This window comes from Mesobacillus sp. MER 48 (genome assembly GCF_023714225.1).
GTDB classification, from domain to species: domain Bacteria; phylum Bacillota; class Bacilli; order Bacillales; family Cytobacillaceae; genus Mesobacillus; species Mesobacillus oceanisediminis_A.
This window is the reverse complement of sequence record NZ_JAMAUR010000003.1, coordinates 501,151-524,960: the sequence shown is the minus strand read 5'-3', so window position 1 is coordinate 524,960 and position 23,810 is coordinate 501,151. Positions and strand designations below refer to the sequence as shown.

Sequence of the window (23,810 nt, the reverse complement as noted above, 5' to 3'; positions counted from 1 at the left end):
AGAGAGGTGAATAATTGATGCATCATGAAGCTCCATTAAAAGAAATATTTGGGCTTACTTTTAACTTAGCAAATTTGCTGATGATTACAGTAGCTACCGCAATCGTATTCATCATTGCCGTTCTTTCCACTCGCAGGCTTGCGATGAAACCGACAGGAATGCAGAACTTCATGGAATGGGTTATGGATTTCGTCAAGGGAATCATCAACAGCACGATGGACTGGAAGGACGGGGGAAGATTTCACGTCCTTGGGATCACACTGCTGATGTATGTGTTTGTTTCCAATATGCTGGGACTGCCGTTCTCTGTCGTTGTCGACAATGAACTATGGTGGAAATCACCGACAGCTGACCCGGTCATCACACTGACTCTTGCAGTCATGGTGGTAGGGCTTTCCCATTATTATGGCGTCAAGCTTAAGGGCACTGCCGAATATGGCAAGGAATTCTTTAAGCCATTTTGGTTCATGTTCCCGATCAAGATCATTGAAGAGTTCGCGAATACGCTCACTCTTGGTCTTCGTCTTTACGGTAACATTTACGCAGGTGAGATCTTGTTGGGTCTTCTTGCAGCCAGCCTCGCAACCGGAGTAGGCGGACACTTGGCCGCAGCCGTTCCAATGCTTGTATGGCAAGGATTCTCCGTTTTCGTCGGAGCAATCCAGGCGTTTATCTTCACTATGTTAACGATGGTTTATCTCTCTCATAAAGTGAGTCATGACCATTAATATATACCCTGTTCATTTAATGAACAAAACTTATAAAACTATTTTTTCATACATTAAAGGAGGAACTTTATAATGGGTCTATTAGCAGCAGCAATCGCAATTGGTTTAGCAGCACTTGGTGCAGGTATTGGTAACGGTTTGATCGTATCACGTACAGTAGAAGGTATCGCTCGTCAGCCAGAAGCTCGCGGTATGCTTCAAACTACAATGTTCATCGGGGTTGCGTTGGTTGAAGCGATTCCTATCATCGCAGTAGTTATCGCGTTCATGGTAATCGGTGGTTAATCAATTATAAGAATTTAAGATGGCGAAGATCATTCCGCGCGAACCTTCGCCATTCTATTATGTAGGCTTCGAGACGGTTAAACCCGGAGAGGAGCAGACCTGGATCTGAATGCAAGCAATCGTTTGAAATAAAATAGGGCAAGCAGGCATTTTGAGCGGCCCTAAGCGTCGGCACTAAGCCGGATGACGCATGTTGGACCTTTTTTAATCATGGTACAACTCTTGAAGGGAGTGAATCGAGGGTGTTAACAATGAATTTTGTATTGGGAGCGGCTTCCGGCCTAAATACTGGAGATATTTTGTTCCAGCTTGTTATGTTCCTTGTTTTGTTAGCATTGCTTAAAAAGTTCGCTTGGGGTCCATTGATGGGCATCATGAAGGAACGTGAAGAGCATATTGCTGGTGAAATCGGAGCGGCTGAAAAGAGCCGTGCAGAAGCACAAAAACTTTTGGAAGAACAGCGTGATATGCTTAAGCAGGCACGCACAGAAGCACAGGGCCTAATTGAAAATGCAAAGAAACAGGGCGACCTTCAGCGTGATGAAATCATTGCACTGGCACGCACTGAATCTGACAGAATCAAAGAATCTGCGAAGCTTGAAATCGAACAGCAGAAGGAGCAGGCTGTTGCGGCGATCCGCGAACAAGTTGCTTCACTTTCTGTCTTGATCGCTTCTAAAGTAATCGAGAAGGAAATCTCTGCAGCTGACCAGGAAAAGCTCATCAATGAATACATTCAAGAGGCGGGTAATGCCCGATGAGCAACTCTACAGTAGCAAAACGCTATGCCCTGGCACTTTTTCAACTCGCTTCTGAAAAGCAGGCTCTCCCACAGGTTGAGGAAGAGCTTCGCACAGTAAAAGAAGTTGTTGTGAACAATCCGGAATTGACTGCATTTTTAAAGTCTCCGAAACTTCCTAATGAGAAGAAGAAAGAGGTTTTGAAGCAGGCATTCGGATCTGTAAGCACGTATGTCCTTAACACTTTGATGATTTTGGTTGACCGCCACCGCGAAGACCAGATCGCAGACGTTGCTGACCAGTTCATCGCCCTTGCAAATGATGCAAAAGGTGTGGCTGAAGCAAAAGTCTATAGTGTCCAGCCACTTTCGGCTGAGCAGGCTGAAGCTCTTTCAGCTTCGTTCGCGCCACAGGTTGGCAAACAGTCACTTCAAATTGAAAACATTGTAGATTCCAATTTGCTTGGAGGCGTAAAGCTTCGCATTGGAAACCGCATTTTTGACGGCAGCTTGCGCGGCAAGCTCGATCGTTTAGAACGTAAATTGCTAGGCTAAGATTCGTAGATAGGGGTGAAACTCATGAGCATCAAAGCTGAAGAAATCAGTGCGCTGATAAAATCGCAAATCGAAAATTATCAGTCGGAAATTCAAGTGAGTGATGTGGGTACAGTTATCAGTGTTGGTGACGGTATCGCCCGTGCTCATGGCCTCGACAATGTCATGGCTGGAGAACTTGTTGAATTTTCAAACGGCGTTATGGGTATGGCACAAAACCTGGAAGAAAATAACGTCGGTATCATCATCCTTGGACCTTTCACGGACATCCGCGAAGGCGACGAGGTACGCCGTACGGGCCGCATCATGGAGGTTCCTGTTGGGGAACAGCTTATCGGCCGCGTCGTAAACCCACTTGGACAGCCAGTGGATGGCATGGGTCCAATCAACACAACTAAAACTCGTCCAATCGAGTACGCTGCACCAGGCGTTATGGATCGTAAATCCGTTCATGAGCCATTGCAGACTGGTATCAAGGCGATCGACGCACTTGTTCCAATCGGCCGCGGACAGCGTGAATTGATCATCGGTGACCGCCAGACTGGTAAAACATCTGTAGCGATCGATACAATCCTTAACCAAAAAGGCCAGGACATGATCTGTATCTACGTTGCAATCGGACAGAAGGAATCAACTGTACGTAATGCGGTTGAAACACTCCGTAAGAACGGCGCGTTAGATTATTCTATCGTTGTTACAGCATCTGCTTCCCAGCCAGCTCCATTGCTATACCTTGCTCCGTACGCAGGTGTTACAATGGCTGAAGACTTCATGTACGATGGCAAGCATGTGCTTGTAGTATATGATGACCTTTCAAAACAAGCGGCAGCATACCGTGAACTTTCCTTGCTGCTTCGCCGTCCTCCAGGCCGTGAAGCTTACCCAGGGGATGTATTCTACTTGCACTCACGCTTGCTAGAGCGTGCTGCTAAGTTGAGCGACGCTAAAGGCGCGGGTTCAATCACAGCACTTCCGTTCATTGAAACGCAGGCAGGCGACGTTTCTGCTTACATTCCAACGAACGTTATCTCAATCACAGACGGACAGATCTTCTTACAGTCCGACCTATTCTTCTCTGGCGTACGCCCAGCGATCAACGCAGGTCTTTCTGTATCCCGTGTAGGTGGATCCGCTCAAATCAAAGCGATGAAGAAGGTATCTGGTACATTGCGTCTTGACCTTGCTTCATACCGTGAATTGGAAGCATTCGCATCATTCGGTTCTGACCTTGACAAAGCAACTCAGGCAAAACTTAACCGCGGTGCCCGTACGGTAGAAGTACTTAAACAAGATCTTAACAAGCCGCTTGCTGTTGAAAAGCAAGTTGCAATCCTATATGCACTGACTCGCGGCTTCCTGGACGATATTCCATTGCAGGATATCCGCCGCTTCGAAGGTGAATTCCTTTCATGGTTAGACCACAACCATACAGATGTGTTAGACCATATCCGTTCAACGAAGGAACTTCCTTCAGACGACGATATGGCTGCTGCACTAAACGCTTTCAAAAAGACGTTTGCAGTATCTGAATAAGTAGTTAAGCAGCGCCAGCTTCCATGCTGGTCCTGCCTGACCTTGGACTAACAATCTATGTAAAAGGGTGGTGAGAACCGAAATGGCATCTTTACGCGATATAAAAAACCGTATTACTTCGACTAAAAAGACGAGCCAGATTACCAAGGCAATGGAGATGGTATCCGCAGCTAAATGGAACCGTGGAGTGATGAACGCGAAAGCATTCGTTCCTTACATGGAAAAAATCCAGGAAGTGACTGCCTCAATCGCAATGGGCAGCAAGGATTCCAACCACCCAATGCTGAACAGCCGTCCAGTCAAGAAGACGGGATATCTAGTGATTACATCTGATCGCGGACTAGCAGGGGCTTACAACAGTAACGTCCTTCGCCAGCTGTACCAGACAATCCAGCAACGCCATAAATCAAATGACGAGTTTGCGATCATCGCGATCGGGCGTGTCGGCCGTGACTTTTTCCAAAGCCGTGGCATGAACGTTGTCCTTGACATCGTTGGCATCGCTGACCAGCCGTCCTTCTCTGAGATCCAGGATATCGCCAGCAGCACAGTTGGCATGTTCTCGGATGGAACATTTGATGAATTATATATTTACTACAGTCATTACATCAGCGCGATCGCTCAAGAAGTAACCGAAAAGAAGCTGCTTCCGTTAACGGATATTGGCGCTGCTTCAACAAAGCTTACTTCATATGAATTTGAGCCGAACGCTGAGGAGATCCTGGAAGTTCTCTTGCCGCAATACGCAGAAAGCTTGATTTACGGAGCACTGCTTGACAGCAAAGCAAGTGAACACGCTGCTCGTATGACAGCCATGAGAAACGCGACGGACAACGCAAAAGAGCTGATCAATTCCCTCAGCTTGAGCTACAACCGCGCGCGTCAGGCTGCGATTACCCAGGAAATCACCGAAATCGTCGGTGGAGCTGCAGCACTCGAATAGATTTTCCAATGACAATCGGGGATGTGGCTTAATGCCGCATCCCATCATGATGTATATATTTCAACTAGTACGATAGGAGGGAACAAGATGAACAAAGGACGCGTTCTCCAGGTTATGGGTCCGGTTGTTGACGTTAAGTTTGAAAGCGGCAATCTTCCAGAGATCTATAACGCTTTGAAAATTGTAACCAGCGATGCGGATGTGAACATCGAACTAACTCTTGAAGTAGCCCTTCACTTAGGCGATGACACAGTTCGTACAATCGCGATGTCTTCCACAGACGGCCTTAAGCGCGGCGTGGAAGTATTAGATACAGGTGCTCCAATCTCCGTTCCGGTTGGGGACGTAACACTAGGACGTGTATTCAACGTATTGGGTGAGTCAATCGACCTTGACGCTCCACTACCGGCTGAAGCACGCCGCGATTCAATCCACAGGGAAGCTCCAACATTCGAACAGCTTTCAACTGAGGTAGAAATCCTTGAAACAGGTATCAAGGTAGTTGACCTTCTTGCTCCATATATCAAGGGTGGTAAGATTGGATTGTTCGGTGGTGCCGGTGTAGGTAAAACCGTATTAATCCAGGAATTGATCAACAACATCGCCCAAGAGCACAGCGGTATTTCCGTATTCGCAGGTGTTGGTGAGCGTACACGTGAAGGTAATGACCTTTACCACGAAATGACGGATTCTGGCGTTATCAAGCAAACTGCGATGGTATTCGGACAGATGAACGAGCCGCCAGGAGCACGTATGCGTGTTGCCCTGACTGGTTTGACAATGGCTGAATATTTCCGTGATGAGCAAGGACAGGACGTTCTTTTCTTCATGGATAACATCTTCCGTTTCACACAAGCAGGTTCTGAGGTTTCTGCCCTACTTGGCCGTATGCCATCAGCGGTAGGTTACCAGCCGACCCTTGCAACTGAAATGGGTAAATTGCAGGAACGTATCACATCTACTAACGTAGGTTCTGTTACTTCCATCCAGGCGATCTATGTACCTGCCGATGACTACACTGACCCGGCTCCGGCTACAACTTTCGCTCACTTGGATGCAACAACGAACCTTGAGCGTAAGCTTTCTGAAATGGGTATCTACCCTGCGGTGGATCCGCTTGCTTCGACTTCACGTGCATTGACACCTGAAATCGTTGGCGAAGAGCACTACTCAGTAGCTCGCCGCGTCCAGCAAACATTGCAGCGTTACAGAGAACTTCAGGACATCATCGCGATCCTGGGTATGGATGAGCTTTCTGACGAAGATAAGCTGACTGTACACCGCGCTCGCCGCGTCCAGTTCTACCTGTCACAAAACTTCCACGTAGCCGAACAGTTCACAGGACAGAAAGGTTCTTACGTGCCAGTTAAAGAAACAGTTAAAGGATTCGCTGAAATCCTTGACGGCAAATATGACCACCTTCCAGAAGATGCATTCCGCCTAGTTGGCCGAATCGAAGAAGTTATCGAGAATGCAAAACGTATGGGTGTAGAGGTCTAATAACGGACCAGGAGGGTAAAAAATGAAGACGATTAAAGTCAGTGTTGTTACTCCCGATGGGCCGGTGTATGAATCAGATGTTGAAATGGTAAGCACAAAAGCGAGCACAGGCGAGCTTGGAATCTTGCCAGGCCACATTCCAATGGTTGCACCGCTACAAATTGGCGCTGTCCGTTTGAAAAATGGCAGCAATTACGAGTTCATTGCAGTCAGCGGCGGCTTCCTTGAGGTCCGTCCCGAGCAGGTAACCATCCTTGCTCAATCTGCAGAACAATCATCTGAAATCGATCTTGAACGTGCATTAAGAGCAAAGGAACGCGCTGAACAGCGCCTGCATGAAAGAAAGCAGGAGAACATCGACTTCAAGCGTGCAGAACTTGCCCTTCAGCGTGCAATAAACCGTATTTCAGTTGCTGAACGCAGAATTTAATTTTTGGATGAACACCCTCCGGTGATGCTGGGGGGTGTTTTTTTATGGAGGTGTGTTTGTTGACAACAATGTTCCCTTTCTGTTGTGCTGTGAAAGAATCTTCTTTTTGGCATTGATTGAATGCCGTGAACTTCGGCGGAGCTATCCAATTGATTAGCAAATCTGGGAGCGGATTCCGTTTCGCTATAAAAACTAAAAACTCGCTAAAAAATCGGGAAAGTCGCTATAAAAAAGAAAAAGTCGCTATATAACCGATAAACTCGCTATATAAATAAAACAGTCGCTATATAAATAAAATTCCGGCTATAAAACTCAAAAATAAATCAGAGTTTATCCGATAAATTATCCTAAGAAATCATGATAGAGATCAAAATACACTCGATCTTCGTTAAATTCTCGTTTAGAAATCAATTCCTCACTCAATTCCCCAATAATGGTCCCCAAAAACTCCCGCAAGGAGAAAAGTCCACAATTTCGCCATAAACTCAACGCTGTAACAGAACTCATAAATGTTGACAAACGTCACTGACAATCAAGCCTGAATTGTTTTAAATATAAAATGTAACCGATTGTCTTGTTTTTAACGCGCGTCTGTGAGGATGCACCCTTCAGAACGCGGCCCGGCATTAACACCAGACAGCCACGTAAAAACAATGAGAATAATTTGCCTTCTGGACAACTAAGTATGGAAAGGGACGACTCTTTCCAGCTTTCCGAACAGGTCAAGAAAGATACTATTTTTCTACCAAAAGTGTAAGGAAGAAGGTTGCCAGATTGTTCAAAGCCTTGTCGACACACTATTGTAACAATGGTATAATTGTTATCGGTTACAAGTTTAAAAAGTATGAAAATTTTACAACATTGGAGGGATGGGCATGGAACAGTTGAATCTATATCAAAATAACTATTTGATAGTCTTTGTGTTCCTATGTCTCGGGGTATTGCTTCCAATCGTAGCCTTGTTTGCGGCTAAGCTTCTGAGGCCGAAATACAAGAACGACGAGCGGAAATATACCACCTACGAGAGCGGGATGGAACCGTTCAGCGATGCACGGGTCCAGTTTAATGTCCGTTATTATGTGTTTGCCCTTATGTTCGTTATTTTTGATGTAGAAACAGCGTTTTTGTATCCATGGGCTGTCGCCTACGAGAAGCTGGGGATCTTCGCATTGATTGAAATGCTGATTTTCGTCGTAATGCTTCTAATCGGACTCATCTACGCATGGAAAAAGAAGGTGCTAAAATGGATTTAAAATTGGATGATTTATCACCAGCAGAAGCGGCAGAACTCCAAAGGAATGTATTCGTGACAACTCTTGAACAGGTAAAAGGCTGGGCCAGAAGCAACTCGATGTGGCCAATGACTTTTGGTCTTGCGTGCTGCGCGATTGAAATGATGGCGTCCAGTTCGGCTCACTATGACCTTGACCGTTTTGGGACGTTCTACAGGAACTCACCTCGTCAATCCGATGTCATGATTGTTTCAGGTACCGTAACGAAGAAAATGGCTCCGACTGTCCGCAGGCTGTATGACCAGCTGGCAGAACCAAAGTGGGTAATCGCGATGGGTTCTTGCGCGACAGCAGGTGGACCATATGTAAAATCATACTCAGTTGTAAAGGGAGTCGACCAGATTGTACCGGTTGATGTATACATACCGGGATGCCCGCCGAACCCAGCAGCATTGATTTACGGGATTAATAAATTGAAAGAGAAAATCCGTTATGAGGCGAAAACCGGGAAGAAGGTGATCTAACCGATGAGCGGGGAAAAGGATTTAGAGCAAATAAAAAGAGAAGCAGCCCAAAAGGCGAAGGAGCTTGCAAAGCAGCGTCAGGCTGCCAAACAAGCAGGGGAAGGAAATGACCCGAAAGAGGTTGCCGACAAAGTCGCAGAACCTGAAGAAAAACAAACTGAAGCAAAAGCGGAAGCACCTGCTGGTGACGATGCCGAGCTAGCGAAAAAGAAAGCTGCAGCCGCAGCGAACGCAAAGGCAGCTGCACTTGCAAAAATGAAAGCCAACGAGCAGTCTGGGGAAGCTCCAGAGGCAAAAGAAGAGGTTTCGGCTCCGGTCGAAGGACAGGATGCTGATTTGGCCAAGAAAAAAGCAGCTGCAGCCGCAAAAGCAAAGGCAGCCGCTCTCGCAAAGATGAAAGCGACTGGCCAGATAGAGGAAAACGCCGAAGCTCCAGCAGCATCAGAAACTCCAGCAGCAGCGGATGCTCCAGCCGGAGACGACGATGATTTGGCGAAAAAGAAAGCCGCAGCCGTAGCGAAAGCCAAGGCAGCAGCGGCAGCGAAAAGGAAGGCGCAGGCCGAGGCAGAAGGTGGAGCGGACGCTTCAACGGATGACGATGACCTTGCGAAAAAGAAAGCCGCAGCCGTAGCGAAGGCAAAGGCAGCAGCGGCAGCAAAAAGGAAAGCACAGGAGGCAGCTGGAGGAGAAGACGCTTCAGCAGGTGACGATGATCTGGCGAAGAAGAAAGCCGCAGCTGTAGCGAAAGCGAAGGCGGCCGCAGCAGCAAAAGCAAAAGCGGCAGCAGGCGGAGACTCTGCGGACGACGAGAAAGCGAAAGCGATTGCCGCAGCCAAGGCAAAAGCCGCAGCAGCAGCGAAGGCTAAATCAGCAGCTGGCGCGAAAGCAGGAGCAGATGAGCCTGTCGAAGAGAAGAAGCCATCTCCAAACCAGCCTTACCTTGATAAATATGTAAAAGCAATCACCGACAATCTTGGCGATGACATTTTGGAAGATTCCTATATTAACCCTCTTTCAAAGGATGTCCCAACGCTTGTGGCAAAGAAAGAATCCTATTATCGCCTGGCTGAATTCCTGAAGTACAATGAACTGCTTGGATTCGATTATCTGTCAGAGCTTCACGGAACGGATTTCCAGACCCATATGGAAGTGTATGTTCACTTGTACTCATACAAGAACAGACAGTCAGTAGCGTTGAAAGTTAAGCTTGACCGTGACCAGCCGGCCATCGAGTCATTGGCGAACCTGTGGGCAGGAGCGAACTGGCCAGAGTGTGAAACCTACGACCTTCTTGGCATAAAATTCGAAGGCCATCCTGACCTCCATCGCATCATGCTTGGTGAAGACTGGGTCGGCCACCCATTAAGAAAAGACTATGAACCGTATGATGTGGAGGTGTAGCCCGTGATACGCACAGAAGAAATGCTCTTGAACGTGGGCCCGCAGCACCCTAGTACACACGGTGTATTCCGCCTCGTTCTCAAAATCGACGGGGAAATCATTGTAGAAGCGAAGCCGGTCATCGGCTATTTGCACCGCGGCACTGAAAAGTTAGCGGAAAATCTGCAATATACCCAGATCATTCCTTACACAGACCGGATGGACTATGTGTCAGCGATGACGAATAACTATGTCATCGTCCATGCTGTGGAAACGATGATGGGCGTCCAAATTCCGGAACGCGCCGAGTACTTAAGAGTACTTGCAATGGAGCTGAACAGGGTTGCCAGCCACCTGCTGTGGTGGGGAACATTCATCCTCGACTTTGGTGCGACAAGCCCACTGCTTTACGCATTCCGAGACAGGGAGATGATCCTGAATCTGCTGAATGAACTGTCTGGTGCTCGTCTGACGTTCAACTACATGCGTGTAGGCGGCGTCAAATGGGATGCTCCGGAAGGATGGATTGAAAAGGTAGCGGAATTCGTGCCATACCTGAGGGAACAGCTGAAGGGCTATCACCAGCTTGTATCAGGGAATGAAATCTTCCTTAATCGTACGAAGAATATCGGTACATATACAAAGGAAGACGCAATCAATTATTCATTGAGCGGCCCGAACCTGCGTTCAACCGGAGTCAAGTGGGATTTGCGCAAGGATGAGCCGTATTCAATCTATGACCGTTTCGACTTCGATATTGTCACGCGTGACGAAGGCGATGCGCTGGCCCGCTATTATGTACGGATGGGCGAAATCGAAGAATCATTAAAAATCATTGAACAGGCTGTGCAGCAATTCCCGAAAGAGGGAGAAATCATGGCCAAGGTTCCAAAGATCATCAAGGCTCCAAAAGGGGAAGCGTTTGTCCGGATCGAAGGCTCCCGGGGCGAAATTGGCTGCTATATTTCCAGCGATGGCAAAAAAGAGCCGTACCGCCTCAAGTTCAGAAGGCCTAGTTTCTATAATCTGCAAATCCTCCCTAAACTGCTCGAAGGTGAAAGCATCTCAAATCTGATTGCAATTTTAGGAGCGGTTGATATCGTTCTTGGGGAGGTAGACGGATAATGGTTCAGGAGCTACTCGAATCCAGTGCTGGCCTTATGAATTTCAGCATCTTCTTCGTCCTGGCTGTCGTCCTTTTGTTCGTAATCCTTGGATTCGTAACAATGGCGATTCTGGCAGAGAGGAAAGTGCTTGGTTTCATGCAGGGCCGTTATGGTCCAGCCCATGTCGGCGGTAAGTGGGGGCTGTTGCAATCCGTTGCCGACGTTGTAAAGCTTCTTGTAAAAGAAGACTTAATTCCAAAAGCAGCGGATAAGCCGCTGTTCATCATCGCACCGGTCATCGCGTTCGCGCCGTCCTTCATGGTCATGGCGACGATCCCGCTGACGGATAAACTGCAATTTGCCGACTTGAATGTCGGATTCCTGTATTATATAGCGATTTCAGGCCTGACGATTGTCGGGATGCTGATGGCAGGCTGGGCATCCAACAATAAATACTCATTGCTTGGCGGTATGCGTGCCGCGGCCCAGATGATTTCCTACGAAATCCCGCTGGTCATGAGTGTTTTGGGGATTGTCCTGTTATCAGGCAGCCTTAACCTGAATGAGATCGTTGAAACACAGCAGAACAACGGCTGGTTCATCCTGTGGCAGCCGATCGCGTTCATCGTGTTCTTCATTGCCGCTACCGCTGAACTGAACAGGGTGCCATTCGACCTTGCCGAAGCGGAGAACGAACTTGTTGCCGGTTTCCACACAGAGTATTCCGGATTCCGCTGGGCGATGTTCATGCTGGCTGAATATGTGTATATGTTCGCAATGTCTGCTTTGATCACTGTATTATTCCTTGGAGGCTGGCTGCCGCTCCCATTCCTCGGCTTCATCCCTGGAGCTGTATGGTTCGCGCTCAAGTTCAGCTTAGTGGTTTATATCCTCATTTGGTTCCGTGCTACGTTCCCGCGTATCCGTGCAGACCAATTGATGGAGTTCGCCTGGAAAGTGCTTTTGCCGGTTGCGCTGGCAAACATCTTCCTGTCGGCATTGATCAAAGAATTTTTCACTAATTTTTTCTAAAATAGGAATGGAAGCAGCATGGCTTCCTGCATTAAAGGGGTGAATTACGTGCTAGGATGGACTAAAGGATTAGCTTATACCCTTAAACAATTGACTCGCGAAAAGGTGACTTACGATTATCCGAACGAACCGATTCCGCTTCCTGACAGGTTCCGCGGAATCCAGAAGTTTTATCCTGAAAAATGCATCGTCTGCAACCAATGTGCCAATATTTGCCCGACCGAATGCATTAACTTGACTGGTAAAAAGCATCCTGATCCAACGAAAAAAGGCAAAATCATTGATACGTATGATATCAACTTCGAACTTTGCATCCTCTGTGACCTGTGCACAGAAGTGTGCCCGACTGAAGCGATCATCATGACGAATAACTTTGAACTTGCTGAATACAGCCGGGATGACTTATTCAAGAACCTGGAATGGCTTGACGAAAATGATGAGAATATACGGAAGGTGAATAAAGCATGACGTTAACAGGCGAATTCTTTGCGTTTATGTCACTTGCTTTAGTGGCGGTAATCGGCGGCGTGCTTTTATTGAATCTCACCAAGGTCATCCACATGGTCGTAGCGCTCGTCTTTACATTCGTCAGTATTGCAGGTATTTATGTGCTCTTGTCCGCTGAATTCCTGGCGGTCATCCAAGTCATGATCTACTCGGGCGCCATCACAATCATGATGCTGTTCGGGATCATGCTCACCCGCCACCATGGCGACGAAGAAGAGCCAAAGGGCGGAAGATTGCGCAAGCTTGTGCTGCTGCTCGGTGTCCTCGGATTTGGCGCAGCAGTCTATTTCGGTATCTACGATCTGGATTTCGAAGCATTGCCGAATACTCTGCACGAAAACAATACAGAACAAATCGGGGTCGCTCTGTACTCGCATTACATCATCCCGTTTGAACTGACATCCGTGATCCTGCTCGCTGCGCTAGTCGGCGCAATTGTACTCGCGCGCAAGGATGACGATAAGGAGGGTGATCAGGAATGAGTTCTGTTCCGGTTTCAGCCTATCTGGCACTTGCACTTATTATTTTCTGCATCGGACTGTACGGTGCCCTGACAAAAAAGAACACAGTCATTGTGTTGATTTCAATCGAACTGATGCTGAATGCGGTCAATATCAATCTCGTAACCTTCAGTAAATACGGAGCAGTTCCATCGATCACCGGCCAGGTGTTCGCGCTGTTTTCCATCGCGGTGGCAGCTGCTGAAGTAGCGGTTGGACTGGCGATCCTTATTTCACTTTACCGCAACCGCAGAAGTGTCAATATCGATGAAATGAATGAGTTGAAAAATTAATGGAACTTTTCATAAGCGGCATCGGCCGTTTGAAAAAGAAGATATTTAGTAGCTGGACTGCCCCGCTTGATGCGGGCCTCAATCTGACGGGCGTACACATGAAAGAACACGCGCGCGTTCAAAAAAGGGGATTGTGATATTAATGGAGAATGCTTGGCTCATTCCGCTGTTCCCGCTTGTATCCTTTCTATTCCTTCTGCTGTTCGGAAAAAAGCTTAAAGAAGCGAGCGCATTCGTCGGAATCCTTGCGACGCTAGCCTCACTTGTCTACTCCATCCTTGTGCTCCTTGAGCGCCTGGAGAGCCCGACACATAAAGCTGAAGCCGTTTGGCTCACTATTGGGAATCTGGAACTTACTGCGGGTTTTGAAGTAAATCAATTAAACGCACTGATGCTGGTAATCGTATCTCTTGTCAGCTTCCTTGTACATACCTACTCAAAAGGATATATGCATGGTGATGAGCGATTCCCGGTTTTCTATGCTTATCTTGGACTCTTTACTTTTGCAATGCTTGGTCTCGTCATCTCGCCGAACCTTTTACAGACTTATATTTTCTGGGAATTGGTCGGTGTTGGTTCATTCCTGTTGATTGGATTTTACTTTTACAAGGAAAGCGCCAAAGCGGCTGCAAAGAAAGCCTTCATCATGACCCGTATCGGGGATGTCGGACTTTTGATCGGAATGATTCTTTTATTCTGGCAAACTGGAAGCTTCGAATATGATGAAATTTTTGCGGCAGTAGAAGAAGGCGCGATTTCCGGAACGATGATTACCTTGACTGCGATCCTGATTTTCATCGGGGCAGTTGGTAAATCAGGTCAGTTCCCGCTGCACACATGGCTTCCAGACGCGATGGAAGGTCCTACGCCAGTTTCTGCGTTAATCCACGCAGCAACGATGGTTGCGGCTGGTGTGTATTTGGTCGCTTCACTGTTCCCGCTGTTCAACGCTAGTGAAACAGCAATGTTGACGGTAGCGATCATTGGAGCGTTCACAGCAATTTTTGCGGCAACGATCGGCCTTGTCCAGACTGACATTAAACGAGTGCTTGCCTTCTCGACTGTCAGCCAGCTTGGCTACATGATGCTCGCATTGGGATCTGCCGGTTATGTGGCCGGAGTATTCCACTTGATGACCCACGCTTTCTTCAAAGCATTGTTATTCCTTGCAGCAGGAAGCGTCATCCATGCTGTACATACTCAGGATATTGAAAAAATGGGCGGGCTATGGAAAAAGCTGACCTTCACAGGACCTTTGTTCCTGATCGGAACGCTGGCCATCAGCGGTGTCCCATTATTCTCGGGATTTTTCAGTAAAGATGAAATTTTGATCGCTGCATGGGCACATGGCAATTATATTCTGTTCTGGCTGGCAGTGATTGCGGCATTTTTCACAGCGTTCTACATGTTCCGCCTGTTCTTCATGGTCTTCTCTGGTGAAGCACGCAGCGACATGAAGAATGTCCATGAATCGCCATCCGTCATGACGATGCCGATGGTTGTCCTTGCAATCCTGGCAGTCATTGCTGGTTATGTGAATACACCTTGGTTCGGCACATTCCTTGGTGACTGGCTTGTCGAAGGCAACGAAGCACTCGGACATGGCCATATCGAAGGACCTGGCTGGATTATGATTGTCGCGACGGTTGTCTCCTTGCTTGGCATCCTGCTTGCATGGATGATGTACAGCAAGAAGTCGATTTCACGCGACTGGCTGTCCAGCAGGGCGCCAATTGCCTATGGCATTGTGAAAAATAAGTACTATATCGATGAAATATACAATCAAAGCATCGTGTTTGGCGCAAAGGCAGTCAGCTTGTTCCTGCGTTTCATCGAGCTCTTCCTTGTTGAGGGACTCGTGAAGCTGACAACGGCAACTGTCCAGGGCCTTGGTAAAGCCGGTGCGAAAATCCAGAACGGTCAGGTACAGACTTACGGCACAATCGCCTTCGTCGGCCTTGCAGTCCTGATTGTCATCTATGCGTTAACAGGGGGGTATTTATAATGGATTTCAACTATTTTCTTACCTTGCTGGTATTCTCCCCTTTACTAGGAATCCTGCTTTTGGTCTTCATGCCAAAAGCGAACGAATCAGGCATTAAAATGCTTGGCGTATTGGCAACACTGCCATCTTTGATCCTTGCGCTGATCGCGTACTTTTCGTATCGCGGAGGCAGCGATCTCGCTGGCTTTTCTGAAAAATTCCGCTGGATCCAATTCGGCGGGCAGGGTGCCGAGCAGCAGGGCATGTTCTCTGTCAACTACGAACTTGGCATCGATGGGTTCGGTTTGATCATGGTGGTACTGACAGCGGTAATCGCAACACTTGCGGCAATCGCATCCTTCCATATCAAAAAAGAGTGGAAAGGCTATTACATGCTGTTCCTGCTTCTCGAAATCGGGATGCTCGGAGTATTTACATCGCAAAACCTGATCCTGTTCTTCCTGTTCTTTGAAATCACCTTGATCCCGATGTTCTTCCTGATTGGGAAATGGGGCTATTACGAAAAAGAAAAGGCTGCCTACAGCTTCTTGATTTATAACGGCCTTGGTTCAGCGATCCTGCTGATTGTCATCATGGTGTTGTTCTCAAGAACCGGCACCTCAAATATCGAAATGCTAAAAGTCATGATGAACACAGATAATGCGCCGCTGTTCGCGCCTGTGTCTGATTCCTTGAAGATGGGATTATTGATTGCCTTGCTTGTCGCTTTCGGTGTCAAGCTGCCAATCTTCCCGCTGCACAGCTGGATGCTGCGCGTCCACGTTGAAGCACCGCCATCGATCGTCATGATCCACTCAGGGATCCTGCTGAAGATCGGGGCATTCGGTTTGATCCGCTTCGGGATGGGGATTTTCCCTGAACAGTTCGCTGAATTAGCCGGGCTGCTTGCAGTACTGGGTGTCATCAACCTGCTTTACGGAGCGTTCCTTGCTTTTATCCAGACAGATTTCAAAATGGTCCTTGCTTACTCTTCTATTTCCCATATGGGAATCGTTTTAATCGGACTTGGAGCATTAAATGAGGCGGGAATACAAGGTGCTATTTTCCAGGTTGTATCACATGGCCTGATTTCAGCATTATTGTTCTTCCTTGTCGGTGTACTTTATGAACGCACACACACAACCACACTTGCCAATCTTGGCGGCATGGCAAACGGAATGCCGCTTGCCGCAGGCTTCCTGCTCGCAGGCGCGATGGCTTCACTTGGACTGCCTGGCATGTCAGGCTTCGTCAGCGAATTCATGGCATTCCTCGGTTTGTTCGAAGAGATGCCAGTTCTGGCTGCAGTCGGTACACTGGGCATCATCATGACTGCGGTTTACCTGCTGCGTGCCGTGCTGGCCATCACGTATGGCAAAGCAGAACGTGAATTTGTCGGCGTAAGTGACATCCGTTCATTCGAATGGGCACCGGTGCTTGTGCTTGTCGGCTTGATCGTCCTGATCGGTGTATATCCGGCCGTTCTTAGTGAACCGCTTCAGGCAACATTAGAGACTATCTTGATGGGAATAGGGGGGTGATGAAGGATGGATCTAGATACACTTCTATCATTTGATTGGGGGACGATGGCTCCGGAATTCATCATCCTCGGTTTTATTGCACTTTTATCAGTCGCTGATTTGTTCATGCCAAAGCATGTTGACCGCAAGATCCTTGGATTGGTTGGTTTTGCCGGGGTGGTAATGGCGCTGGTTTCACTGGTAACTTTGATTGGTACCGATACAACATCAATTTTACATGATACATTCAGGCTTGATTCATTCGCGATCGCCTTCAAGTTGATCCTTCTTCTTGGAGCGGCGCTTGTCATGCTATTGGCGATTGACTTCAGAGCGAATGAGGGGCTTGAGGACTACAAAGGTGAATTCTATTACCTGTTCCTTACTGCCTTGCTTGGAACCATGTTCATGGCATCAAGCGGCGACTTGATCACTTTGTTCGTCGGCCTTGAATTGCTGTCGATTCCGTCTTACATCCTTGCAGGAATGCGTAAACGCAACCTGAAATCGAATGAATCAGCAATGAAATACGTCCTGAATGGCGGCATTTCATCTGCCATCACTTTGTTCGGTATGAGCTATGTGTTCGGAATTGCCGGCACAACGAATTTAAAAGGGATCGCCCAGGTTTTCAATGGCTTGAGTGACCCTCAGCATATTTACATTCTTGGACTGGCATTCTTCATGATTTTCGTTGGCCTATCCTTCAAGCTGGCATCTGCACCATTCCATATGTGGGCACCTGATGTTTACGAAGGAGCGCCGACTCCAGTGACGGCATTCCTGAGTGTCGTCTCCAAAACAGCTGGATTTGTCATCATCCTGCGCATCCTGCTATCCATCTTCGGGTATGTACCGGTTGCACAGGAGGACGGCCAGCCAATTCCGCTGCTGTTCGCGATGCAGGATTACATTGCATTCCTTGCGGGAGCAACGATGATCATTGGTAACGTCGTCGCCTTAAGGCAGCGCAACATCAAGCGCATGTTCGCGTACTCAAGCATCGCCCATGCCGGTTACATCCTTGTCGCGCTGACAGCGATGTCGTTCGTGACCTTCGATGCCATCTGGTTCTACCTGCTGGCATACGTTTTGATGAACCTAGGTGCGTTCGCCGTAATCCAGGTCATCACAGCAAAAACCCGTTCAGAGGATATCAGCCATTTTGCCGGACTTTACCGCCGCTCGCCATTACTAGCAGTCGGAATGGGAATCTTCATCCTGTCACTCGCAGGAATCCCTGGTACAGCAGGCTTCATCGGAAAGCTGAACATCTTCATGGGAGCCTTGATGGTCGACGAGGCACATTACGTGCTCGTTTCGATCATGATTGCGACTACAGTCGTATCCTATTTCTACTACTTCGGAGTCATGACACAAATGTTCTTCCGCCCGGCAGCTAATGATGAAAAAATCAAGCTACCAGCAGGAACAATCGTGGTCATCCTGGTAGCAGTAATCGGAACAATCCTGTTCGGAGTCATGCCAAACCTGGCCATCGACTTCATGCAAAATAACTTCAACCAGTTCGTTGACTTTATGAAATAACCAGAATGAATTTTGGGGAAAATCCATTCATGGAAACAAAGGGGTAAATTCAGCTGGCCTGCGATTTTTGCGGGCCGGTTTTTTATTTGAAACTTTTTCATAAGTAATACGTCTATAAATAAGGGAAAGTATCGCCTTTATGGTAAAATAGCATGTGAAGGGAGGAGAGTATATGCTAACAGGTTTTGGCGGCTTTGCGCTGACCAGCATTCTGACACATCTAGTTTTTATTGCTCTTTCATGGTGGGCTCTTCAGGCACTGCAGTTTGACAAACTGCTGCGAGCGAATCATGTTCTTCAAGCCCGCGTACTATATATCCTGCTTTCCATTGCACTCGGATCTACAGTCAGTAATTTCTTCCTTGATTACCTCCAATGGTCGCAGCAGCTTCCTATGATTTTTCAGTAGCTGTTAAGTCATACCCAAATTGGTAAAAAATTAGGTCTTCATACATGTTTTCAAAACGAACAATATCAAGTATTATTCTCTTTGTGTTTGTTTTTTTGAACAAACATGTTTGTTTTTTCACAATCTATGAACACCCGGGCAAGTTGGTACATAGAATGATGTCAAAAAGTGACGAGAATTCCCAAGTATGTGATTCGCTCTCCTGGTAAGAATGGTAATAAGGGGAGAGTGAAGCAGATATGAAGAAGATTCCATTTATTTTATCAATTTTTGGCATTATTGGTTTTATTGTGTTCCAAGCTGGGAATAAGACGACTGTAGCTGACGCTGATCATGAAATAAAAACTCTGGCCTCGGTTTTGCAGGACGAAGATATTTTAATCACTGGTTGGTCTTTATATGCAAGGGAAACATTGGAACAACAAAATGTCGAAGCATTGGTGAAGGATTTGAAGGTCCAGCTTTCTGAGTGGACATGGTCAGGACACGATGGAGAACTGACAGCTGTCACGAACTCATCTGGGATTCAGGAAAAAATTAAAATTGTTTCTACCGACACAAAGGGACCTTTACATACGTATGTGATGTATGAGGTCAGAGGTCAGTACTGGAATAAAAATACAGAAACCTTTTTAAACGAAAATTTACCAGGCAGAATATTTGACATTTTTCGAGGAAACGCAACAACTTTCTCTTGTGTAATAGGCGAAATCAATGATAAGATAGAGTCGGCTTTACCTGTTTATAAAAGTAAATTGCTTAAGGCTTTCAACGCTCGTGAAGTTGAAGGGCTGGCAGAAGAATCATTCATTTCCTCTTCCGCCGTTTCGCCTTTGTTCGACAAAACACTGAGCAATGAACATGACATGAATATGCAGCTTGGATTACGGAAAACTGAACGATTGGGCGCAAAGACTACCGTCGTAGTTGGCACACCCATCATTACGATTGAATATTAATATAGAGAAATTGGACGCGGAGGGGAATACACTTGGAAAAAATCATCGTCCGCGGCGGACAAAGGCTAAGCGGTTCTGTAAAGGTTGAAGGAGCTAAGAATGCCGTCTTGCCTGTTATCGCTGCAACATTATTAGCAAGTGACGGAAAAAGCGTAATTCGTGATGTGCCAACTCTCTCCGATGTATATACCATCAACGAAGTATTACGTTCTTTAAACGCCGTAGTGGAGTTTGAAAATAACACGATTACAGTAGATGCATCCAGAGAGTTAAAAATTGAAGCACCTTTTGAGTATGTTCGAAAAATGCGTGCTTCTGTATTGGTTATGGGATCCCTGCTTGCCAGGAATGGCCGTGCTCGCGTAGCATTACCAGGCGGCTGTGCAATCGGTTCCCGTCCTATCGACCAGCACCTTAAAGGCTTTGAAGCAATGGGTGCTACAGTCAAGGTAGGCAACGGTTTTATCGAAGCCGAAGCAGTCAATGGTCTGCACGGAGCTAAAATATACCTTGATTTCCCTAGCGTTGGCGCTACGGAAAATATTATGATGGCTGCTGTCCTTGCAAAAGGTACAACAATCATTGAAAACGTCGCAAAAGAACCAGAAATCGTCGACCTTGCAAACTTCCTGAACAAAATGGGAGCAAAGGTAAAAGGCGCAGGCACTGGCACGATCAAGATCGAAGGTGTTGAAGTACTGTTTGGTGCTGACCACAACATCATTCCTGACCGAATCGAAGCAGGAACATTCATGGTTGCGTCTGCCATTACTGGCGGAAACGTGCTTGTAAGGGGCGCAGTTCCTGAGCATCTTTCTTCATTAGTAGCAAAGATGGAAGAAATGGGCGTTACTATCACCGAGGAAGAAGATGGTCTTCGTGTCATCGGGCCTGAAAAACTGAAAGCAGTCGACATCAAAACGATGCCGCACCCTGGATTCCCGACGGATATGCAGTCCCAGATGATGGCCTTGCTATTGCGCGCACAGGGAACAAGCATGATCACCGAAACTGTTTTCGAAAACCGCTTCATGCACGTGGAAGAATTCCGCCGCATGAACGCAAACATCAAAATTGATGGCCGCTCTGTCATCATGAATGGGCCATCTGACCTTCAAGGAGCAGAAGTGGCAGCAACTGACCTGCGTGCCGCAGCATCACTGATCCTGACTGGCCTTGTAGCAGATGGAGTTACACGCGTTACAGAACTGTATCACCTGGACCGCGGCTATGTTGACTTCCATCTTAAGCTTGCCGCACTTGGCGCAGATATCGAACGCGTAAGCGAAGTAGAAGAACAGCCAGTAACTGAAAAATTAGTCTCAGACATGAACGCATAAATAAACTGCTCATAAAACCGGAGAATTGTGCTTTAACGTATAGTTCTGCGGTTTTTTGATTTTTTGACTGGATTTTTTCAATGCTCTTTTTTCAAACCTTTGTTGCTATTGAATACCACATTGGATTGAACTACCTACGCTTCTTCACTAAATTTACGCTTTAATGAGGAAAGAGCTTGCAAACTTAGTACCGACCTACAATTTGCCTTTTATCACGTTAAAATCGGCTTTAGGATTTTAACACCCCTGTTTACGAAAATAAACTTCTTCAAAAAATATCTGTCCAATTTCGACCGACTTATTATGAACTTTTTAAAAGAAAATATGCAAATTGTGAGCTTTTTCAATTTCTGTCATAAAAGCTCGTCCGCCTCCATAAGAATGGAATGAGACGGTTAACAGCCGTGAAATTTCATAATGGAGGCTTTTTTATGTTAAAATTCAAACCAATCATCGTACTAGCTGCAATCCTTTTCGCGGTCACACTCTTGATCCCATCCTTGCTGGTCCTCCCTTTTATGGAAGATAAGGCAGGCGGAAAGCTTGGGGAAGAGCTGCAAAATGAAGCAAAGGAGGCTGCCGCTATGCCTACAGCAGATTCAGCAATCGAGGTGGCTGTCTACCGGACAGCGTTATCAAAAACCGAGAAGCTTCCACTTGATGACTACTTGATCGGCGTCGTAGCCGCTGAAATGCCAGCCGAGTTCGAGCTTGAGGCATTGAAGGCACAGGCGCTGTCAGCAAGGACTTATTATGTAAAACAAATGCTGAGCCCCAATAAAGTTGGCGTTCCCGAAGGTGCACAGCTGAATGATACCGAAATCCACCAGGTTTTTAAAAATAAAGAAGAGCTGAAAAAGCAGTGGGGTGCCGATTATAAATGGAAGATGAAGAAAATCGCCGAGGCTGTAAAAGCTACCGATGGCCAGGTACTGACTTATGATGGTTCGCCGATCGATGCCACCTTCTTTTCGACATCGAACGGGTTCACAGAGAATTCGGAGGAATACTGGTCAAATTCACTGCCGTATTTGCGCAGCGTAGAAAGTCCATGGGATCTGAAATCACCGAAGTTCCGCAGCCAGGAAGTGAAGACAGTGGCCGAGGTGGAATCCAAGCTGGGCGTAAAGCTCCCAAATTCCGCGGAGATTGGCAAAGTCATCTCCAGAACCACTGGAAACCGTGTTGCAAAAATTGATATCGGCGGCAAAGTCCTGACTGGAAAAGAAGTTCGTGATAAACTCGGCCTGCGCTCAAGCGACTTCAGCTGGGAACTCAAAGGCAACAACGTCATCATCACCACCGAAGGCTTCGGCCACGGCGTCGGCATGAGCCAATACGGAGCCAACGGCATGGCCACCGAGGGCAAGAACTATCAGGACATCGTCAAGCACTACTACAAAGGCGTTGAGATAAGTGAAGCGGATAGTATGCTGGCGAAGGTGACAGCGAGGAAATAAAAGATTAATGACCAGGCCAGGGCGAAGAGCAGCCCTGGCTTTTTAGCGCGGATTGATTTGGTGGTTTGACTTATTAATTCTTCGCGAGTTCAGGATGGCACTTTTCTATGTCGAGTTCAGGATGTTATTTTTTCGCTGAATCGAAGAAGGTTTCGATGTCTGGTGGCATGTGGTAGATGCGGCCTTTGTTAGTCCCCGTAAAAGGGAGATTTAAAGAGGATAAAATGTTAGTGATAGTTCTGGATGATATTCCGGGGCAAAACTCTCTGCACAACTGATTTTTAATAGTGGGACTAATAAGGAGAAAAAACTCTTTTATAGTTTTATAATGTGCTGTTTTGGATTTATGCTCACACACTGGACAACGCCAAATCCACTTTTCCCGTTGCATGCCATATGTAAAACAGGATGGACATTGAACACCCTTTTGGAGGTCGTCTGGAGTGAGGGAATATTGTTTCAGAATGTCAGGGTGGTGTGGGGAATGATTCTTTACAAGTGACTTGGATAACTTTCTTACTTCTTTATCAGTAAAAGTTGGATTTGAATTCCTATCATCAATTTCATGAACACGACTTAATAATACGTCCCCTTTTACAATCAAGTTATTCAGGGAGCGGTCACTTACCTTGATAATAGTAGATGAATTGCTGATCACAACAAGATGGTATATGGGTGGGACACTGAATTTGTGGTTCTGCAGCCACCTTTTCAAGTGCCAGGCTTGCATTCGGACCTGGTTAATGGGATTATCGTATGATTTTTCTTGACCATCTTTGGTTTGAATCATTTGTTCGGAATGTTTGTCGAAGAAAAGGGTACCGGAATGGGCTTTGGTTTCAATTAGAAGGATATATCGAAGAGTTAAAATGAGGGTATCAATCTGGAAATGCCATTTTTCATCTTGCAGGCGTAAATCCCTGAATATATGGAAACCTTTTTCAGGCAGAAAACTTAAACGGTAATCAGTTTGCAACTCGCCTCTGTATCCTGCACGCCTGGCTTTGTAATCTTGTTCGATTAGTGAGATTTTAGGGTGATTTGGTATGATTCTTTCCATTAAAGCCTCATACATGAGAAGACGGAGGGGATATGTTCTATCTTTTTCAATCAAATTGGTCACTTCCTTACTGTTTTTTTAATAAATTCTTTGCTTGCACCGAAATTACCTGCTGAGATAACTGTTTTATTATGAAGTTTTTATGTCCGAATAACTATTAGAAATTAAATCTCCAGTTGCAGCGGATATATCTCCGGTTGCAGACATTTTATCTCCAGTTAATCGGATTTTATCTCCAGTTAA

The 23,810-nt window shown here is 46.6% G+C and carries 24 protein-coding genes; 23 read left to right on the top strand and 1 reads right to left on the bottom strand.

Annotation, left to right across the window (positions count from 1 at the left end):
* The first annotated feature begins 17 nt into the window (after positions 1-17).
* The 23 genes from atpB (at position 18) to spoIID (ending at position 22,507) form a co-directional block, all read left to right on the top strand.
* A complete protein-coding gene (gene atpB, locus M3593_RS13860) occupies positions 18-728 on the top strand; it encodes a F0F1 ATP synthase subunit A (RefSeq protein WP_079506316.1) in 711 nt (236 codons plus the stop codon).
* 72 nt (positions 729-800) lie between these two features.
* Positions 801-1,013, top strand: coding sequence for a F0F1 ATP synthase subunit C (atpE, locus tag M3593_RS13855; RefSeq protein ID WP_023613579.1), 213 nt, complete (start codon positions 801-803; stop codon positions 1,011-1,013).
* A gap of 242 nt (positions 1,014-1,255) precedes the next feature.
* Complete coding sequence (locus M3593_RS13850) at positions 1,256-1,774, top strand: F0F1 ATP synthase subunit B (protein WP_144479133.1); 519 nt, start codon at positions 1,256-1,258, stop codon at positions 1,772-1,774.
* Positions 1,771-2,307, top strand: a complete 537-nt coding sequence (locus M3593_RS13845; RefSeq protein WP_144479131.1) for a F0F1 ATP synthase subunit delta — start codon at positions 1,771-1,773, stop codon at positions 2,305-2,307. The genes M3593_RS13850 and M3593_RS13845 overlap by 4 nt, the downstream gene beginning before the upstream one ends.
* A 24-nt stretch (positions 2,308-2,331) precedes the next feature.
* The gene (atpA, locus tag M3593_RS13840) at positions 2,332-3,840 is read left to right on the top strand and encodes a F0F1 ATP synthase subunit alpha (RefSeq protein WP_144479129.1); all 1,509 of its coding nucleotides are present in this window, start codon (positions 2,332-2,334) and stop codon (positions 3,838-3,840) included.
* A gap of 82 nt (positions 3,841-3,922) precedes the next feature.
* Positions 3,923-4,783: a F0F1 ATP synthase subunit gamma gene (locus tag M3593_RS13835; protein ID WP_144479127.1), complete on the top strand. Its 861-nt coding sequence runs from the start codon at positions 3,923-3,925 to the stop codon at positions 4,781-4,783.
* A gap of 87 nt (positions 4,784-4,870) precedes the next feature.
* Positions 4,871-6,283, top strand: coding sequence for a F0F1 ATP synthase subunit beta (atpD, locus tag M3593_RS13830; RefSeq protein WP_144479125.1), 1,413 nt, complete (start codon positions 4,871-4,873; stop codon positions 6,281-6,283).
* Positions 6,284-6,305: 22 nt separating this feature from the next.
* Positions 6,306-6,713 (top strand): F0F1 ATP synthase subunit epsilon, encoded by a 408-nt coding sequence (locus tag M3593_RS13825; RefSeq protein ID WP_144479123.1) that lies wholly within the window; start codon positions 6,306-6,308, stop codon positions 6,711-6,713.
* A gap of 875 nt (positions 6,714-7,588) precedes the next feature.
* The gene (locus M3593_RS13820) at positions 7,589-7,966 is read left to right on the top strand and encodes an NADH-quinone oxidoreductase subunit A (RefSeq protein WP_144479121.1); all 378 of its coding nucleotides are present in this window, start codon (positions 7,589-7,591) and stop codon (positions 7,964-7,966) included.
* Positions 7,957-8,469, top strand: coding sequence for a NuoB/complex I 20 kDa subunit family protein (locus tag M3593_RS13815; RefSeq protein ID WP_144479119.1), 513 nt, complete (start codon positions 7,957-7,959; stop codon positions 8,467-8,469). Before M3593_RS13820 ends, M3593_RS13815 begins: the two co-directional genes overlap by 10 nt.
* A gap of 3 nt (positions 8,470-8,472) precedes the next feature.
* On the top strand, positions 8,473-9,870 hold the full coding sequence (locus M3593_RS13810; RefSeq protein WP_144479117.1) for an NADH-quinone oxidoreductase subunit C: 1,398 nt from the start codon (positions 8,473-8,475) through the stop codon (positions 9,868-9,870).
* Positions 9,871-9,873: 3 nt separating this feature from the next.
* A complete protein-coding gene (locus M3593_RS13805; protein WP_144479115.1) occupies positions 9,874-10,974 on the top strand; it encodes an NADH-quinone oxidoreductase subunit D in 1,101 nt (366 codons plus the stop codon).
* Positions 10,974-11,987 (top strand): NADH-quinone oxidoreductase subunit NuoH, encoded by a 1,014-nt coding sequence (gene nuoH / locus M3593_RS13800; RefSeq protein WP_144479113.1) that lies wholly within the window; start codon positions 10,974-10,976, stop codon positions 11,985-11,987. Before M3593_RS13805 ends, nuoH begins: the two co-directional genes overlap by 1 nt.
* A gap of 48 nt (positions 11,988-12,035) precedes the next feature.
* Positions 12,036-12,455 carry an NADH-quinone oxidoreductase subunit NuoI gene (gene nuoI, locus M3593_RS13795; protein ID WP_144479111.1) on the top strand — a complete coding sequence of 140 codons (420 nt, stop codon included), beginning with the start codon at positions 12,036-12,038 and terminating at the stop codon, positions 12,453-12,455.
* Positions 12,452-12,976 (top strand): NADH-quinone oxidoreductase subunit J, encoded by a 525-nt coding sequence (locus M3593_RS13790; RefSeq protein WP_144479109.1) that lies wholly within the window; start codon positions 12,452-12,454, stop codon positions 12,974-12,976. The genes nuoI and M3593_RS13790 overlap by 4 nt, the downstream gene beginning before the upstream one ends.
* Positions 12,973-13,287: an NADH-quinone oxidoreductase subunit NuoK gene (gene nuoK / locus M3593_RS13785; RefSeq protein ID WP_144479107.1), complete on the top strand. Its 315-nt coding sequence runs from the start codon at positions 12,973-12,975 to the stop codon at positions 13,285-13,287. Before M3593_RS13790 ends, nuoK begins: the two co-directional genes overlap by 4 nt.
* A gap of 142 nt (positions 13,288-13,429) precedes the next feature.
* Positions 13,430-15,292, top strand: a complete 1,863-nt coding sequence (gene nuoL, locus M3593_RS13780) for an NADH-quinone oxidoreductase subunit L (protein WP_251542582.1) — start codon at positions 13,430-13,432, stop codon at positions 15,290-15,292.
* Positions 15,292-16,812 carry an NADH-quinone oxidoreductase subunit M gene (locus M3593_RS13775; RefSeq protein ID WP_144479103.1) on the top strand — a complete coding sequence of 507 codons (1,521 nt, stop codon included), beginning with the start codon at positions 15,292-15,294 and terminating at the stop codon, positions 16,810-16,812. The genes nuoL and M3593_RS13775 overlap by 1 nt, the downstream gene beginning before the upstream one ends.
* Positions 16,813-16,818: 6 nt before the next feature.
* Entirely contained in the window at positions 16,819-18,339 is a 1,521-nt protein-coding gene (nuoN, locus tag M3593_RS13770; RefSeq protein ID WP_144479101.1) for an NADH-quinone oxidoreductase subunit NuoN, read from the top strand.
* 172 nt (positions 18,340-18,511) lie between these two features.
* A complete protein-coding gene (locus M3593_RS13765) occupies positions 18,512-18,748 on the top strand; it encodes a DUF1146 family protein (RefSeq protein WP_144479099.1) in 237 nt (78 codons plus the stop codon).
* 239 nt (positions 18,749-18,987) lie between these two features.
* On the top strand, positions 18,988-19,707 hold the full coding sequence (locus tag M3593_RS13760; RefSeq protein WP_144479097.1) for a YwmB family TATA-box binding protein: 720 nt from the start codon (positions 18,988-18,990) through the stop codon (positions 19,705-19,707).
* A 32-nt stretch (positions 19,708-19,739) separates the two neighbouring features.
* Positions 19,740-21,047 carry a UDP-N-acetylglucosamine 1-carboxyvinyltransferase gene (murA, locus tag M3593_RS13755; protein WP_144479095.1) on the top strand — a complete coding sequence of 436 codons (1,308 nt, stop codon included), beginning with the start codon at positions 19,740-19,742 and terminating at the stop codon, positions 21,045-21,047.
* Between the two features lie 431 nt (positions 21,048-21,478).
* Positions 21,479-22,507 (top strand): stage II sporulation protein D, encoded by a 1,029-nt coding sequence (spoIID, locus tag M3593_RS13750; protein ID WP_251542584.1) that lies wholly within the window; start codon positions 21,479-21,481, stop codon positions 22,505-22,507.
* Between the two features lie 124 nt (positions 22,508-22,631).
* Here the strand turns inward: spoIID and M3593_RS13745 are convergent, their stop codons facing one another.
* Positions 22,632-23,621 carry a nuclease-related domain-containing protein gene (locus M3593_RS13745; RefSeq protein ID WP_251542586.1) on the bottom strand — a complete coding sequence of 330 codons (990 nt, stop codon included), beginning with the start codon at positions 23,619-23,621 and terminating at the stop codon, positions 22,632-22,634.
* Positions 23,622-23,810: the final 189 nt, after the last annotated feature.